We start from the raw sequence: 15919 nt of genomic DNA, 5'->3' as shown, positions 1-15919 counted from the left end.
AGCACCACGGGCCCGTGTCTTCTGTGACCCAGCAGTTCGGAGACCAGCGCCAGGGGCACGATTTCGCCCGCGTGGTCACCTCTACGGGCGATGCTGGAAGGAAACCGTGTGAGCCGGATCTCGGTCCGGGGATTCGCGGTGGCTTCGGCCACTGCGGTCACCACCGTCGGCGCCGTCGTCGGCGTCGCCTCGGGCAACGCCGCGCAGCCCGCGGACGACAACTTCGAGGCCACCGCGGCCGACACCACGCTGCTCGCGGAGATTCCCGCGGGCGACCAGGCGCAGGTACAGGTCTCCTCCCTCTCGGAGCAGGCCGACGTGCAGGCCGCTGCCGCCGACTCCCTCGTGCGCAAGTCCGCAGAGGAAGCCGCCCGCATGCAGGCCGCCAAGGACGCCGAGGCCAAGAAGAAGGCTGCCGACAAGGCCGAGCAGGAGCGCAAGGACGAGGCCGAGCGCGCCAGCCGTTCCGCGCTGCGCGACGCCAGCAGCTTCTCCGCCCAGGGCTCGTACAGCGTCTCCGAGGTCAAGGCGATGGCTCGCCAGATGATCCCGGCCGACCAGTTCCAGTGCTTCAGCAACATCGTGGACCACGAGTCCAGCTGGAACTACCGCGCCACCAACGCCTCCTCGGGTGCCTACGGCCTGGTCCAGGCGCTCCCCGGCTCGAAGATGTCCTCGGCCGGCGCCGACTGGCAGACCAACCCGGCCACCCAGATCAAGTGGGGCCTGAGCTACATGGACGGCCGCTACGGCAGCCCGTGCGGCGCCTGGTCCTTCTGGCAGGCCAACCGCTGGTACTAGTACCGGCCGCTCAACTTCGCGCAGCCCCTCGCCGTCCTACGGTGGGGGGCTGCGTGCGTGTAGGTTCGGGGATTCGGAGGGGGAGAGGGAAAAGAGCATGTCGAGACTGCCAGGATGGCTGAACCGGCTGGGCGAGAGCTTCAGCCGCATGGGCGAGCGCCTTGACGAGCGCCGCGCGCAGGCCGAACGCGAGGACCCGCTGGGCCCGCCGTACGTCCTCCCGGACGTCCCGGCGTACGCCCCCTCGTCCGGCTCCGCGTCCCCGGCCGCGTCCGGGTCCGCGCCCCCGGCCTCCGCCGTGGCCGTCGCGGACCCCGAGGCGGCCCCGCGGGCCCGCCCCGACAAGGACCACCACCCGGACCCGGGCCAGGGCCCCGGACCGGCCGCGGAGCCCGGCGAGGCCGCGCCCGCCACGGCCTCCGTCCCGGCGCCGCCCGCCTACGCGCCCGCCGTCGCCGCCCGCCCCGACCCGGTCGCCGCGATCCCGTGGGGCATGCGGGTCGCCGCCGAGGCCGGCTGGCGGCTGCTCGTCCTGGCCGGCACGGTCTGGGTGCTGATGAAGGTGATCAGCTCCGTCCAGCTGGTCGTGCTCGCCTTCGTCGCCGCCCTCCTCATCACCGCGCTGCTCCAGCCCACCGTCGCCCTGCTGCGCCGCAAGGGCCTGCCCCGCGGCCTCGCCACCGCCGTCACCGCCGTCTCCGGCTTCGTCGTGATGGGCCTGGTCGGCTGGTTCGTGGTCTGGCAGGTGATGGACAACATCGACAACCTGTCCGACCAGGTCCGGGACGGCATCGAGGAACTCAAGCGCTGGCTCCTCGACAGCCCGTTCCACGTGACCGAGTCGCAGATCAACGACATCGCCAAGAACCTCAGCGACACCATCGGCGCCAACGCCGAGCAGATCACCTCCGCCGGACTCCAGGGCGTGACCGTGGTCGTCGAGGCGATGACCGGCATCCTGCTCGCCATGTTCTCCACCCTCTTCCTGCTCTACGACGGGAAGAAGGTCTGGGAGTGGACGCTGAAGCTGGTGCCCGCGCAGGCCCGGCCCGGGGTCGCCGGAGCCGGCCCGCGCGCCTGGCGCACCCTCACCGCGTACGTCCGCGGCACGGTGCTCGTCGCCCTGATCGACGCCGTCTTCATCGGCCTCGGGCTCTACTTCCTCGACGTGCCGATGGCCGTGCCGCTGGCCGTCTTCATCTTCCTCTTCGCCTTCATCCCGATGGTCGGCGCAGTGCTCTCCGGGGCCCTCGCCGTCGTCGTCGCGCTCGTCACCAACGGGGTGTTCACCGCCCTGATGGTGCTCGTCGTGGTGCTCGCGGTGCAGCAGATCGAGGGCCACGTCCTCCAGCCGTTCATCCTCGGCCGGGCCGTCCGGGTGCACCCCCTCGCGGTGGTGCTCGCGGTCGCGGCCGGCGGACTGACCGCCGGCATCGGCGGCGCCGTCGTCGCCGTCCCGCTGGTCGCCGTCGCCAACACGGTGGTCGGCTACCTCCGCGCGTACAGCCACGAACAGGCCCTGCGGGCCGCACCTGAGCCGCGCGGCGCCACCGCGTACGGGGTCGCGCCGACCCCGGCGCCGGGCACGGTCGAGCGGGTGGACGGATGATCTCGGAACCGGAGCTGGTCGGCGGCGCGGAGTTCCCGGCCGCCCTGGAGCCGCTGCCGGTCGAGCCGAAGCGGCCCGGGCCCCGCCGCCCCTGGCTGTGGGCGCTCGGCGGCGCCGTCGCCGCCTCGGCGGTCTGGGCCGGCGGACTCGTCGCGTACGACCGGGGCGAGAGCGGCGCCGGACCGGATCTGAGGGGCTACCGGGCGGAGGAGGACCCCTGCCGGAAGGCCCGGCTCCCCGGGCTCTCCTCGGCCTTCGGCGGCAAGGGCGAGACGACCAACCCGCTCGTCCTCGACCACCCCGCCCTGTTCCGGGCGGAGTGCGTGGTCACCCTGGACGCCAAGCCCGTCCCGTACCAGCTCAACGTCAGCTACACGCTGCACCGGGCCACCGACCCGCGCCCGGAGTTCGAGGCCCGGATGAACGACCCCTTCCAGGGCATCGGCGACCGCGTCTCGGGGGTCGGCGAGATCGGGTACCTCAAGGACAACAACGACGGCGGCGAGATGGAGCTGCACGTCCTGGACGGGCAGGCCGTCGTCCAGCTCGGGCTCTCCCCGGTCCTGACCTACGACGGCGAGGGCCCGCAGCCCGAGCCGCCCCGGCTGGACCCGGCCGCCACCCGCACCTACCTCGTCGAGGACATGAACGAGCTGCTGGCGGCGCTCCGGACATGACCGAAGGGCCCCGGGGCGTGCTGCGCCCCGGGGCCCTCCTGGTTCCTGCGTCGCGGACCGGCCCTACTCGGCCAGGACCGCCTCGGCGTCCAGCGTGACGCCGACCGCCTGGATGACCGCGGCGATCTTCACGGCCTCCTGGATCGTCTCGCGGTCGACACCGGCCTTGCGCAGGACCTGCTCGTGCGAGTCCAGGCACTGGCCGCAGCCGTTGATCGCGGAGACGGCCAGCGACCACAGCTCGAAGTCGACCTTGTCGACGCCCGGGTTGCCGATGACGTTCATCCGCAGACCGGCGCGCATCGTCCCGTACTCCGGGTCCGACAGCAGGTGCCGGGTCCGGTAGAAGACGTTGTTCATCGCCATGATCGCGGCGGCGGCCTTGGCGGCCTGGTACGCCTCGGGCTTCAGGTTGGCCTGGGCCTCGGGCTCCAGCTCCTTGAGGACCTTCGGCGAGCGGGAGGCGATCGCGCAGGCGAGCACCGTGCCCCACAGCTGCTGCTGCGGGAGCTCGCTGTTGCCGATGACCGAGCCGAGGTTCAGCTTCAGGTCCTTGGCGAAGTCCGGGACGGCGGCCTTCAGCTCATCGAGCGCCATGCTCACTCACCGGCCAGGAGCGCGCCGGCGTCGAGGGTGTCCTCACCCTTGTTCCAGTTGCACGGGCACAGCTCGTCGGTCTGCAGGGCGTCCAGCACCCGCAGGACCTCCTTGGGGTTACGGCCGACGGAGCCGGCGGTCACCATGGTGAACTGGATCTCGTTGTTCGGGTCCACGATGAAGACCGCGCGCTGGGCGAAGCCGTCCTCGCCGCGGACGCCGCAGTCGCTCATGAGCTCGTGCTTGGAGTCGGCCAGCATCGGGAAGGGCAGGTCACGCAGGTCGGCGTGGTCCTTGCGCCAGGCGTGGTGCACGAACTCGGAGTCACCGGAGACGCCGAGGATCTGGGCGTCACGGTCGGCGAACTCGTCGTTCAGCTTGCCGAAGGCGGCGATCTCGGTGGGGCAGACGAAGGTGAAGTCCTTCGGCCAGAAGAACACCACGCGCCACTTGCCCTCGTAGGACTTGTGGTCGATCTGCTCGAACTCCTTGCCGCTCTCCAGCGACACGCAGGCGGTCAGGTCGTAGGTGGGGAACTGGTCACCGACAGTGAGCACGCGCTCTCCTTGCAGTTCGGAAGGGTCCCTTTTGAGGTCTTCCGTGAGGGGTTGGACGGATCCCCAGCATGGCACGGAGTGCATTGATCAGTGAAATAGCTAGACTGGCTCAGGTTGATCGAAGGTGGTTATCAGTGATTCCGGCCCGGCGTGTGAAGCAACCCAGCCTGTCCCAGCTCAGAGCCTTCGCGGCGGTCGCGGAGCATCTCCACTTCCGGGACGCGGCGGCGGCCATCGGCATGAGCCAGCCGGCGCTCTCGGGCGCGGTGTCGGCCCTCGAAGAGGCACTCGGTGTCCAGCTCCTCGAGCGTACGACGCGCAAGGTACTGCTCTCGCCCGCGGGGGAGCGGCTCGCGGTGCGGGCCGGCGCGGTGCTCGACGCGGTGGGCGAGCTGATGGAGGAGGCCGAGGCGGCCCAGGCGCCGTTCACCGGCGTGCTGCGGCTCGGGGTCATCCCGACGGTCGCGCCCTACCTCCTGCCGACCGTGCTGCGCCTCGTCCACACCCGCTACCCCGAGCTCGACCTCCAGGTCCACGAGGAGCAGACCTCCTCGCTGCTCGACGGGCTGGCCGCCGGGCGGCTCGACCTGCTGCTGCTCGCGGTGCCGCTGGGCGCGCCCGGGGTCACCGAACTCCCGCTCTTCGACGAGGACTTCGTCCTGGTCGCGCCCGAGGGGCATCCGCTCGCCGGACGCGTCGACATCCCGCGCGAGGCGCTCAAGGAGCTCAAGCTGCTGCTCCTGGACGAGGGGCACTGCCTGCGCGACCAGGCCCTCGACATCTGCCGGGAGGCCGGGCGCACGGAGGGGGCGCCGGTCACCACGACCGCCGCCGGCCTGTCGACGCTCGTCCAGCTGGTCGCGGGCGGCCTCGGGGTGACGCTGCTGCCGCGGACCGCGGTGAAGGTCGAGACGGCCCGCAACCCGGCCCTGCACACCGGCTGCTTCGCCGCCCCGGCCCCGTCCCGCCGGATCGCCCTCGCGATGCGCACGGGGGCGGCCCGCCAGTCCGAGTTCGAGCAGCTGGCGGCCGCGCTGCGGGACGCGATGAAGCGGCTGCCGGTACGGGTGGTGGGCGCGGGGACCTGAAAACCCCGCGCCCACCCGTACGCGCCCGGGGCGCGCCGCCCGCCGGGAATCCCCCCGGATCCCCGGCGCGCTCCGGCACCCCGCCTACTCCGTCCTGAGCCCGTCCGCCCGCATCAGGCGCCACAGCAGCGGCAGGCTCAGCAGCGTCACCGCGGCGATCAGGGCCGCGCCGACGCCCGCCACCGGCAGGAAGACCCACCAGTCCTCGACCGACTTGCCGATCATCCGCAGCAGCGCCGTGCCGAGGGCGAGCCCGCCGGCCACCGCGAGGGCGAGCCCGAGCACGATCGGCACCGTCGTCTGCCACAGCACCGACCACGCCAGCGTGGAGCGCCGGGTGCCGAAGGCGACCAGCGAGGACAGCAGCCGGCGCCGCTCGCGCAGCTGCTCCAGGGTGGTGACCAGCAGCGAGGCCGCCACGAGCAGCATGGTGAGCGTGGCGCCCACCAGGATCCCGGTGCGGACGCTGGAGTACTGGGCGTCGCGCTCCATGTTCCGCAGGGTGTCGACCCGGGTCAGCGGATCGAGGGCGGCGACCGTGTTGCGTACGTGCTCGGGCGCGTCCGGCACCGCGGAGTCGATGCGGATCATGACGTTGGCGACGGGGGCGTCCAGCCGGGCCGCGTCGAGCGCCTTGGGGGTCGCGAGGACACCGAACTGCATCATTCCCATCGGGTCCGGGCGCGAGTCCACCACGCGGGCGGAGGCCGGGATGCGCCAGGTGGGCGGTTCGGCCTTGCCGCGGACCCGCTCGCGCAGCGCCACCTGGGCCCCCGGTCGCGCGGTCGCGGTCACCCAGGCGTCGTCGGGGCCGGCCTTGCCGTGCGTGAGGGCGATGAACACGTCGCCGTCCGTGCAGGAGGGCAGGGCGGCGAGTTCCCGCAGCGAGGCGCAGTCGCCGACGAAGGCCGCGGTGATCCCGCCGACGTCCTCGCCCCGGGGCGCCGGACCGGACCGCCACACGCTGGACTCGATGACACCGGCGACCCCGGTGACGCCCTTGGTCGTGGCCAGCCTGTCGACCGCCCGGCGGGCCGTGTCCCCGTCCCGGGCGTGCACCCGGGTCTGCATCTGGGCGCGGGCGGTGTCCTGGTTGGTGGGCCGCATGAAGTCCTGCTGCATCGCCTGGAACAGCATCAGCAGGGCGATCGCCCCGGTCGCCGCGACGACGATGCCGCTGACCGTGCGGGCGGCGGCGCCGCTGCTCAACTGGAGCCTGCGGACGGCGAGCTGCCAGGCCACCGGGCCGCCCTGCAGCGGCTTCACCAGGGCCTCCACCAGCCAGGGAAGCAGCGTGGTGAGGCCGATCAGGGACAGGGTGGCGCCGGCGGCGATCCAGACCGTGTCGATCTGCGTCTCGTCGAACTCCACGCCCGAGACGGACGGGACGAGGAGCGCGGCGCCCGCCAGCACGAGCACCAGCCGCCAGGCCAGCCGGCGCGGGCGCGGGACGGTGGTCCTGACGACGCCGAGCGGCTCGATGGCGACCTCGCGCAGCGCGAAGAGGGTGACCGCGACGGCGGCCACCGGCACCGCGCCGATGATCAGCGCGGCGAGCCAGGGCAGCGGGGACACGTCGGACGGGAAGGCGTTGACGTCCCAGAACTTCACGGAGCCCGAGAACTGCCGGGCGACGGCGAAGAGCAGGCCGCCCGCGGCGAGTCCGAGCACGGCCCCCGCGAGGGACTCGCCGGCCGCGATCCGCCGGGTCATCGCGGTGTCCGCGCCGACCAGCCGGAGCGCCGCGAGCCGCCGGTCGCGCTGTTCGCCGCCGAAGCGCACGGCGGTGGCGATGAAGACCAGCACCGGCAGCAGCAGCACCACGCAGCCGATGACGACCAGCAGGAGCAGGAAGGCGTTCGCCGGCTCCTCGGGCACCGACCAGCCGTACGTCCGGCCGCGGCCGTCGTAGTTGTCCGTGGTCAAGGTGGAGCTGCCGGCCACGTAGCGCAGTTCGCCCGGGCCGATCAGCCCGTCCTCGCCGAGGGTGCCGACGGTCTTGTACGGGAGCCGCTCGCGCAGCAGCGCCCCCTCGGAGGAGCCGAGCAGTTCGCCGAGGGCGGGGGAGACCAGCATCTCGCCCGGGCCCGGTATCGCGGCGGCACCCGGCGGCACCGCGGCGCGCTCGCCCTCGGGGCGCAGCAGCAGGCCGGTGACGGCCGCGCCCCGGTACTCGGTGTGGTGGCCCACGTGCAGAAAGGTGTCGGCGGCCGGCTCGGCCACCTCGTAGCTGGCATCGGGCACCCGGGCGGACTCCCGCACCTCCCGCTGGAACAGCATGTTCGGCAGCGACGCGGCCACCAGCAGCAGGGCCACGCCGAAGCCGATGCCGGTCGCCGTCAGGGCCGTACGGATCCAGCCGCCGCGGCCGCCGGTGACGGCGAATCGCGCGCCGAGGGCCAGGTCGCGCGCCCAGGTCCGCAGGTTCATACCGCCCACTCCGTGTCCCGTACGGAGCCGTCGCGGACCACGACCTCACGGTCGGAGTAGGCGGCGACCCGGGCCTCGTGGGTGACCAGGACGACGGCGGCGCCGGTGTCCCGGGAGGCGTCGGTGAGCAGCGCCATCACGCGCTCGCCGTTGAGCGAGTCGAGCGCGCCGGTCGGCTCGTCGGCGAAGATCACCCGCGGGGCGGTGACGAGCGCGCGGGCCACGGCGACCCGCTGGCCCTGGCCGCCGGAGATCTCGCCGGGGCGCTTGCCGGCCACGTCCTCGACCTCCAGGCGCGTCAGCCAGGTGCGCGCCTTCTCCTCGGCGCTCCTGCGCCGCTCGCCGTTCAGGCGCAGCGGGAGGGCGACGTTCTCGACGCAGGTGAGCTCGGGGACCAGCTGGCCGAACTGGAAGACGAAGCCGAAGTCGGCGCGGCGCAGGGCGCTGCGCTGCCCGTCGGTGAGGGCGGTCAGCTCGCGCCCGTCGTAGTGGATGGTCCCGGCGTCGGGCCGGACGATGCCGGCCAGGCAGTGGAGCAGGGTGGACTTGCCGGAGCCGGAGGGGCCCATCACGGCGACGACCTCCCCGGCCCGCAGGCTGAAGTCGGCCCCGGCGAGCGCCGGGGTCGGGCCGTAGGCCTTGTCGATCCCACTCGCCCTGAGCAGCGGTTCGGCGGTCATCGGCGGACCTCCTCGGCCAGCCGGTCGAGGCGGGCGGCGGTGAGCTCCAGCCAGCGCAGGTCGGCCTCCAGGTGGAAGAGGGCGTGGTCGCAGATCAGCTGGTCGGCGAGGTCGCCGTCCTTCTTGCGCCGGGTGAGCTCGCGCATCAGGCGCAGGTGCTCGGTGCGCTGGACGTCGAGGAGTTCGGCGGCCCCGCGCCCGGTGAGCAGGGCGAGGACGACCTTGGTGTAGAGCGTCGACTGGAGGTAGGGCTCGGGCTTCTCGGGGGTGGCCAGCCACGCGGCGACATCGGTGATGCCGGCTTCGGTGATGGCGTACCGCTTGCGCTCGGGGCCGCCGCCGGCCTCGATGCCGTCGACCTCGACGAGGCCGTTCTTCAGGAGCCGGGACATGGTCGAGTAGACCTGCCCGTAGTGCAGCGGCCGGTCGTGGCCGAACCGCTCGTCGAAGGCGCGCTTGAGGTCGTAGCCGTGGCGCGGACCGGACTCCAGGAGCCCGAGAAGGGTGTGACCGATGGACATGTGCGCCACTGTACATGGGGTGTATACGCACGATGTATAGCGCTGGTCGCACCCCCGTGCGTGCGGATTGTGACCGGCGGCACACAACCATCCGGCGCTCCCGAGCGTCGGTTCCCTCGGGAGCAGGTGCTGATTCTCACGTCCGGAAAATACGGATCGATCGCCCTTTGTCTCCATGGGCGGTGTTAGCTTTCCAAGCTGATTCCACGACGAGCGGAGCGACGGAAGACATGGGCCGAACGGGCAAGAGCCAGGCGAAGCAGGGCGGGCGCATACGCCGCCTCTTCACCTGGAAGAAACTCCTGGGCACGTTCTTCGTGGGCTGCCTGCTCGTCATGGGCGCCCTCTACACGGTCTACGTGATGGTCCCGGTGCCCACCGCCAACGCCGACGCGACGCTGCAGAGCAACGTCTACAAGTACTCCAACGGCAAGGTCATGGCCCGCACGGGCCGGATCAACCGCGAGATCGTCGGCCTGGACCAGGTCCCCCAGGACGTCCAGAAGGCCTTCGTCGCCGCCGAGAACAAGACGTTCTACAAGGACAACGGCGTCGACATCAAGGGCACCGTCCGCGCCGCGTGGAACACCCTCACGGGCAAGGCCAAGCAGGGCGGCTCGACGATCACCCAGCAGTACGTCAAGAACTACTACCTGAGCCAGGACCAGACCGCGACGCGCAAGCTCAAGGAAATGGTCATCGCGATCAAGGTCGACGAGAACATGTCGAAGCCCGAGATCCTGGCCGGGTACATGAACACCAGCTACTACGGCCGCAACGCCTACGGCATCCAGGCCGCCGCCCAGGCCTACTACGGCGTCGACGCGAGCAGGCTGAACGTCGCCCAGGGCGCGTACCTCGCCTCCCTGCTCCAGGCCCCCAGCCAGTACGACTGGACCTCCGCCAGCCCGGAGGGCCGCAAGCTCGTCGAGCAGCGCTGGAACTACGTCCTCGACAACATGGTCGGCGAGAACTGGCTCGACGCCGGCAAGCGCGCCGGCATGAAGTTCCCCGTCCCGCAGAAGCCCAAGGCACCCAAGGGCATGAGCGGCCAGAGCGGCTACATCGTCGAGGCCGCCAACCAGGAGCTGATGCGCCAGGGCGTCAGCGAGGAGGACCTGAAGGCCGGCGGCTGGACCATCACCCTCAACATCGACGAGAAGAAGCAGAAGGCCCTCGTCAAGGCCGTCGACGACGAGCTCGAGGACAAGCTGGACCGCAAGGGCAGCAAGAAGCAGGCCGGCGTCCAGGCCGGCGCCACCTCCGTCGACCCGAAGACCGGCGCGGTCGTCGCCCTGTACGGCGGCATCGGCGCCACCGAGCACTGGACCAACAACGCCACCCGGCGCGACTACCAGCCCGCCTCGACCTTCAAGCCGCTCGTCCTGGCCTCCGCGATCGACAACGACGCCGAGACCCAGGACGGGCGCAAGATCGGCCTCGGCACGATCTACGACGGCACCAGCAAGCGCCCGGTCGTCGGCAGCTCCGTCCCGTTCGCCCCGGAGAACGAGGACAACCAGAGCTACGGCCCGGTCAGCGTCCAGAAGGCCACCAACAGCTCGATCAACTCGGTCTACGCCCAGATGATCGTCGACGTCAGCCCCACCAAGGTCAAGCAGACCGCGATCGGCCTCGGCATGAAGGACGGCGTCGACTTCGGCGCGACCCCGTCGATGTCCCTCGGCGTCATGGGCGCCTCCACCATGGACATGGCGGGCGCCTACGCCACCCTCGACAACCACGGCGTCAAGGTCACCCCGACCCTGGTGAAGTCCGCCGAGCACAAGGACCGCAAGGCCGAGCCGGTGAAGTCGATCGGCGACCGGGTGATCAGCCGCGAGGCCGCCGACACCACCACCAAGGCCATGCAGGGGGTCGTCCAGTCCGGCTCCGGCTTCCGGGCCGCGGGTGACTACGCGGCGGCCGGCAAGACCGGTACCTCCGAGAACAACCGCTCCGCCTGGTTCGTCGGCTACACCCCCGAGCTGGTCACCGCCGTCGGCCTCTTCGGCGAGGACGCCAAGGGCAACCAGGTCACCCTGACCGACACCATCAACCCGGGCCGTGCCAACGGTGGCCGCACCCCCGCGCAGATCTGGGGCGCCTACACCACCGCCGCGCTCGGCGGCGGCTCGGACGCCGGCTTCGACCTGCAGACCGACGGCACCTCCGGCGGCGACGGCACGGCCCCGACGCCGACCCAGACCACCGGGTCGCCCACGCCGACCACGACGCCGAGCGACGAGGCCACCACGCCGACCCAGCCGCCCACCTCGACGGCCACGACGCCGACCCAGCCGCCCACCTCGACGGCCACGACTCCGACGGAGCCGCCGCCGACGAAGACGGACGAGCCGACGACGGAGCCGCCGCCGGACGGCAACGGCGCCCTCGACGGCCAGTGAGACGAGGCGACGCCCGGGCCCCCCGCACAGGGGCCCGGCCGTCGCCTTTCTCGTACGTCTCCGACGGTCCTGTCCGGTCCGTCGGTCCCACCCGGTCCTGCCGGGCCTCCGGTACGGCCTCAGCGCGTGGCCAGCTCGAACCAGACCACCTTGCCGCCCGAGAGCCGGGTCGCGCCCCACCGCCGGGCCAGCCGGTTCACCAGGAACAGGCCGCGCCCGCCCTCGTCGGTGTCCCGCGCCCGCCGCTGCCGGGGCAGCTGCGGGGAGTCGTCGCCGACCTCGCAGCGCAGCACGTCGGTACGGAGCAGACGCAGCGTCACCGGACGCTCCGCGTACCGCACCGCGTTGGTCACCACCTCGCTGATCAGCAGCTCCACCGAGTCCGAGAGCTCCTCCAGGCCCCAGCGCTCCAGCGCCCGCCGCGCGAGCCGCCGGGCCCGGCCCGGCGCCGCGTCCTCCGGTTCCAGGAACCAGTACGCCACGTCGCTCGGCGCGATCCCGTCGAAGCGGGCCGCGAGCAGCGCGATGTCGTCGTCCCGGTCGCCCGGACCCAGCATGTCGAGCACGTCGTCGCAGAGCGCCTCCAGCGGAGGCGAGTGGTCGGGTCCGGTGAGCTGGGCGGTCGCCGCCAGCCGCTCGCGCAGCTGCTCGATCCCGGTCCACACGTCCCGCAGCCGGGACTCCACCAGACCGTCCGTGTACAGCAGCAGCGTGGCCCCGGCCGGCGCGTCCAGCTCCACCGCCTCGAAGTCCACCCCGCCGACGCCGATCGGCGCGCCCGGCGGCACCCGCAGGACCTCGGCCCGGCCGCCCAGGTGCAGCAGTATCGGCGGCGGGTGGCCCGCGTTGGCGATGGTGATCCGGTGCGAGACCGGGTCGTACACCGCGTACATGCAGGTGGCCATCCGGTTCTCGCCGAGCCGCTGGGCCTGCTCGTCCAGGTGGTGCAGCACCTCCTGCGGCGGCAGGTCGAGCCCGGCCAGGGTCTGCGCCGTCGTGCGCAGCTGGCCCATGATGGCCGCCGAGGTCATGGAGTGGCCCATGACGTCGCCGACGACCAGCGCCCCCCGGCTGCCGGGCAGCGGGATCGCGTCGTACCAGTCGCCGCCCACCCGGGCCGTCTCGGCCGCCGGCAGGTAGCGCGAGGCGAGCCGGACACCGGTCGGCTGCGGCAGCGAGTCCGGCAGCATGGTGCGCTGGAGCTCGTCCGCGATGTACGCCTCGCGCCCGTACAGCACCGCCTTGTCGATGCCCAGGGCCGTGTGGGTCGCCAACTGGGCCGCCACGAGCAGGTCGTTCGGCTCGAAGCCGGCCCGCTCCGGGCGGCGCAGGAACACGGCCGCGCCGATCACCCGGCGCCGGCCGCGCAGCGGCGCCAGTATGGCCCGCTGCCCGCCGGGCACCGGGTGCTCGGGGCCGAGCAGCTCGGGGAGCGCCGCCCGGGCGGCCGCGGAGTCGCCGGGCACCGGCCGGACCCCGCGCAGCACCTCGGCCAGCGCGCTGCCCGAGCGGACCTCGCACAGCTCCGCCGCGGGGGTCGGGTCGGGGTCGGGGACGAGGACCAGCTCCTCGCCCTCCAGGTCCGTTAAGCGCAGCCGGTCGGTGCGGCGCAGCCGCAGCACGAAGGGCTCCGCCGGGCGCTCGTCGCCCACCGGCAGCGGGTCGCGCAGATAGACGAGGATCGCGTCCGAGAAGGTCGGCACGGTCGCCCGGCACAGGCCGAGGACGATCTCGTCCAGGTCGAGGCCGCGCGCGATCCGCCGCGTCGCGGCGCCCACGAACCGCAGCCGGTCGCCCTCGCGCCGGGCCGCGGCTCCGTCTGTCCCGTTCCCGCCGCCGGGGGCGGGTGCGGGCACCGCGACGGCGGCCGCGGCCGCCGTCGCCGCCGTCTCCTGACGGGGGCGAGCGCTTTCCTGCGGCCGGGCGGCCATCGCCTTGCGGCCTTCGTGGGAGGTGGGATGCTCCGTCACGCCTGGGATTCCGTCCGTCCGGGCCGGTGGTGCGCTGCACTCGCTCTTCTCGCCGATGCCGCGCCTTCGGCAGGGCTAAACCCCCGGCGCGCCGTGGATGTGGACGCCGTGCGGGCAGGGGCGGCGAAGGGGGTGCGGACACCCGGGCGCACGTCGGGCACTGCTCTCCCCCTCATGAGGACTCATGGATGACTTGCGGTCAGTTCCTGCGCCGTGTTCGGTGGTTGACGTGCCGTTCGGTGGGGCTCCGGGTGGGGCGTCGATGATCGACTGCTTGCGGAGGACGATCCTACGGTTGCACCCGGGGGGCGCATCAAGGGTCTCATGGCACGGTCTGCGCCGGGGTGAGATCCCAGTCGGCGGGGAGCCGGGGCACCGGCCAGGCCGGGTCGGGCCGCCAGTTCTCCCAGCCGTCGGAGAACGGCGCCCCCCAGGCGTGGATCAGTTCGACGGCGGCCCGGCCCGCCGCCTTGACGCGGGCGGCCTGCGCCGGGTCCATCAGGCCGGCCCGCTGGGCCTGGGCGAACTCGTCCTCGTCCCGCCACAGCCAGCTGTGGTCCGGATAGACGGAGATGTCGAGGAAGTGGTCCTCGGAGTCGATGCCGCCGGACCAGCGGGTCCGGGGCTCCTCCAGGTTCACGTACCAGCTGCGGAAGCGCCAGCCCCGCTCCCAGAACAGCCAGACGGACCACGGGTCGCCGGGCGCGGCCAGCTTGAGGACGCCGGTGCCGAACCAGTGTGCGCGGGTGGTGGTGCGCGGCGCGGTGTACCGGGTGGCCAGCGGCTCCTCGTGGACGGGGGTGCCGTCGGTCAGGACCGGCTTGACGCATTCGGTGCCGGGCGCCATCCAGACCGCGAGCAGCTCCGGGGTGTCCTGCACGACGGTGACCGGCCGGCAGATGTGCACGTCGCCGGTGGCGTTGTCGCGGTAGCGCCAGAGGATGTGATCCCCCGGCGCCCAGTGCTGGGGGCGGCCGGATCCTGTCATGCGCAGATCTTAGGGGCGCGCCCCCGGCACCGCTGCGGCGAAGGTCACGGATGAGTCAGCGGTAGGCGAGAACGGGTCAGGGCCGGGTCATCCGGAGGACGTCGAGCGCCTCGTCGAGCTGTTCCAGGGTGAGGTCGCCCCGCTCCACGTACCCGGACTCCAGGACCACCTCGCGGATCGTCCTGCGCTCGGCCAGCGACTTCTTGGCGACCTTGGCGGCCTCCTCGTAGCCGATGTACCTGTTCAGCGGGGTGACCACCGAGGGCGAGGACTCGGCGTACTCGCGGGCCCGCTCCACGTTGGCGGTGATCCCGTCGACCGTGCGGTCGGCGAGCAGGCGGGAGGCGTTGGCGAGCAGCCGGACCGACTCCAGGAGGTTCTTGGCGATCACCGGGAGCATGACGTTGAGCTCGAAGTTCCCGGCCGCGCCCGCGACCGCCACCGTGGTGTCGTTTCCGGTCACCTGGGCGGCGACCATGAGGACCGCCTCGGGGATGACCGGATTCACCTTCCCCGGCATGATCGACGAGCCCGGCTGGAGGTCCGGCAGGTTGATCTCGGCGAGGCCGGTGCGCGGTCCCGAGGACATCCAGCGCAGATCGTTGGCGATCTTCGTGAGGGAGATCGCGATGGTCCTGAGCTGCCCGGACGTCTCCACCAGTCCGTCCCGGGCGCCCTGGGCCTCGAAGTGGTCGCGGGCCTCGGTCAGCGGCAGTCCGGTGGTCCGGGCGACCTCGGCGATGACGGCGGCGGAGAAGCCCGGCGGGGTGTTGATGCCGGTGCCCACCGCGGTGCCGCCGAGGGGGAGTTCGGCGAGCCGGGGCAGCGAGGCGCGCAGCCGCTCCGCGCCGTACCTCACCTGGGCCGCGTAGCCGCCGAACTCCTGGCCGAGGGTCACCGGAGTGGCGTCCATGAGGTGGGTCCGGCCGGACTTCACCACCTCGGCGAATTCGGCCGATTTCCGCTCCAGGGAGTCCGCCAGATGGCCGAGCGCGGGGATCAGGTCGTGGGTGACGGCGGCGGTGGCGGCGATGTGGATCGAGGACGGGAAGACGTCGTTGGAGGACTGCGAGGCGTTGACGTGGTCGTTGGGGTGCACGTCGCGGCCCTCGGGGAGGCGCTCCGTCGCCAGGGTGGCGATGACCTCGTTGGTGTTCATGTTGGACGAGGTGCCGGAGCCGGTCTGGAAGACGTCGACCGGGAACTGCTCGTCCCAGCGCCCCTCGGCGACCTCCTCGGCGGCCGCCCGGATCGCCCCCGCGACCTCCTCGTCGAGCACCCCGAGTTCGGCGTTGACCTTCGCGGCGGCGGCCTTGATCCGGGCCAGCGCGGCGATGTGGGCGCGCTCCAGGCGCTGGCCGCTGACCGGGAAGTTCTCCACCGCGCGCTGGGTCTGGGCGCGCCACTTGGCGTGGGCGGGGACGCGGACCTCGCCCATGGAGTCGTGCTCGATCCGGTAGCCGGCTTCGTCGTTCATCTTCGTCATCCTCCTGGCTGTGCTGGTCGGGGGCGACCTCCCGAACCCCCTGAAAAACATGAGCACTTGTCTTGTTCGACGTATTCCCAAGTCGCTTACCGGCCAGTAAAAACCGT

Annotated in this window: 13 protein-coding genes; 5 read left to right on the top strand and 8 right to left on the bottom strand. The window is 72.4% G+C overall.

All coding sequences use genetic code 11. The features are described from left to right. Positions 1 to 108: 108 nt before the first annotated feature. From ABD981_RS14930 to ABD981_RS14920, 3 genes are all read left to right on the top strand, one after another. Positions 109 to 801: an aggregation-promoting factor C-terminal-like domain-containing protein gene (locus ABD981_RS14930; protein ID WP_046909810.1), complete on the top strand. Its 693-nt coding sequence runs from the start codon at positions 109 to 111 to the stop codon at positions 799 to 801. A gap of 97 nt (positions 802 to 898) precedes the next feature. After that, positions 899 to 2410, top strand: a complete 1512-nt coding sequence (locus ABD981_RS14925; protein WP_046909809.1) for an AI-2E family transporter — start codon at positions 899 to 901, stop codon at positions 2408 to 2410. After that, positions 2407 to 3087, top strand: coding sequence for a hypothetical protein (locus ABD981_RS14920; protein ID WP_046909808.1), 681 nt, complete (start codon positions 2407 to 2409; stop codon positions 3085 to 3087). The genes ABD981_RS14925 and ABD981_RS14920 overlap by 4 nt, the downstream gene beginning before the upstream one ends. A 63-nt stretch (positions 3088 to 3150) precedes the next feature. Here ABD981_RS14920 and ABD981_RS14915 read toward each other — a convergent pair whose 3' ends face one another. Both ABD981_RS14915 and ABD981_RS14910 read right to left on the bottom strand, forming a co-directional pair. Next, entirely contained in the window at positions 3151 to 3684 is a 534-nt protein-coding gene (locus ABD981_RS14915) for an alkyl hydroperoxide reductase (RefSeq protein WP_046909807.1), read from the bottom strand. A 2-nt stretch (positions 3685 to 3686) separates the two neighbouring features. Then, positions 3687 to 4241: a peroxiredoxin gene (locus ABD981_RS14910; RefSeq protein WP_046909806.1), complete on the bottom strand. Its 555-nt coding sequence runs from the start codon at positions 4239 to 4241 to the stop codon at positions 3687 to 3689. Between the two features lie 152 nt (positions 4242 to 4393). Here ABD981_RS14910 and ABD981_RS14905 point away from each other — a divergent pair, with 152 nt between their 5' ends. After that, positions 4394 to 5329 (top strand): LysR substrate-binding domain-containing protein, encoded by a 936-nt coding sequence (locus tag ABD981_RS14905; protein WP_240495349.1) that lies wholly within the window; start codon positions 4394 to 4396, stop codon positions 5327 to 5329. Between the two features lie 84 nt (positions 5330 to 5413). Here the strand turns inward: ABD981_RS14905 and ABD981_RS14900 are convergent, their stop codons facing one another. Genes ABD981_RS14900 through ABD981_RS14890 form a run of 3 tightly spaced genes read right to left on the bottom strand, consistent with a single transcriptional unit; the run spans position 5414 to position 8960 of the window. Next, positions 5414 to 7759, bottom strand: a complete 2346-nt coding sequence (locus ABD981_RS14900) for an FtsX-like permease family protein (RefSeq protein WP_046909805.1) — start codon at positions 7757 to 7759, stop codon at positions 5414 to 5416. Further along, complete coding sequence (locus ABD981_RS14895; RefSeq protein ID WP_046909804.1) at positions 7756 to 8439, bottom strand: ABC transporter ATP-binding protein; 684 nt, start codon at positions 8437 to 8439, stop codon at positions 7756 to 7758. Before ABD981_RS14895 ends, ABD981_RS14900 begins: the two co-directional genes overlap by 4 nt. After that, a complete protein-coding gene (locus tag ABD981_RS14890) occupies positions 8436 to 8960 on the bottom strand; it encodes a PadR family transcriptional regulator (RefSeq protein WP_046909803.1) in 525 nt (174 codons plus the stop codon). Before ABD981_RS14890 ends, ABD981_RS14895 begins: the two co-directional genes overlap by 4 nt. A gap of 230 nt (positions 8961 to 9190) precedes the next feature. Between ABD981_RS14890 and ABD981_RS14885 the strand changes: the two genes are divergently transcribed. Continuing rightward, the gene (locus tag ABD981_RS14885) at positions 9191 to 11368 is read left to right on the top strand and encodes a transglycosylase domain-containing protein (RefSeq protein ID WP_046909802.1); all 2178 of its coding nucleotides are present in this window, start codon (positions 9191 to 9193) and stop codon (positions 11366 to 11368) included. A gap of 119 nt (positions 11369 to 11487) precedes the next feature. On the opposite strand, the gene ABD981_RS14880 is transcribed toward ABD981_RS14885, so the two are convergent. The 3 genes from ABD981_RS14880 to ABD981_RS14870 all read right to left on the bottom strand — a co-directional run bounded on the left by ABD981_RS14880 (position 11488) and on the right by ABD981_RS14870 (position 15803). Further along, the gene (locus tag ABD981_RS14880; RefSeq protein WP_345529470.1) at positions 11488 to 13338 is read right to left on the bottom strand and encodes a SpoIIE family protein phosphatase; all 1851 of its coding nucleotides are present in this window, start codon (positions 13336 to 13338) and stop codon (positions 11488 to 11490) included. A gap of 322 nt (positions 13339 to 13660) precedes the next feature. After that, on the bottom strand, positions 13661 to 14326 hold the full coding sequence (gene fomD / locus ABD981_RS14875) for a cytidylyl-2-hydroxypropylphosphonate hydrolase (protein WP_046909800.1): 666 nt from the start codon (positions 14324 to 14326) through the stop codon (positions 13661 to 13663). A 76-nt stretch (positions 14327 to 14402) separates the two neighbouring features. Continuing rightward, positions 14403 to 15803 (bottom strand): class II fumarate hydratase, encoded by a 1401-nt coding sequence (locus ABD981_RS14870; protein WP_123954836.1) that lies wholly within the window; start codon positions 15801 to 15803, stop codon positions 14403 to 14405. Between the last annotated feature and the right edge of the window lie 116 nt (positions 15804 to 15919).

This window comes from Streptomyces showdoensis (assembly GCF_039535475.1).
GTDB classification, from domain to species: Bacteria; Actinomycetota; Actinomycetes; order Streptomycetales; family Streptomycetaceae; genus Streptomyces; species Streptomyces showdoensis.
Note: the sequence above shows the minus strand (reverse complement) of the source record. Positions and strands in the feature narration are given on the sequence as shown.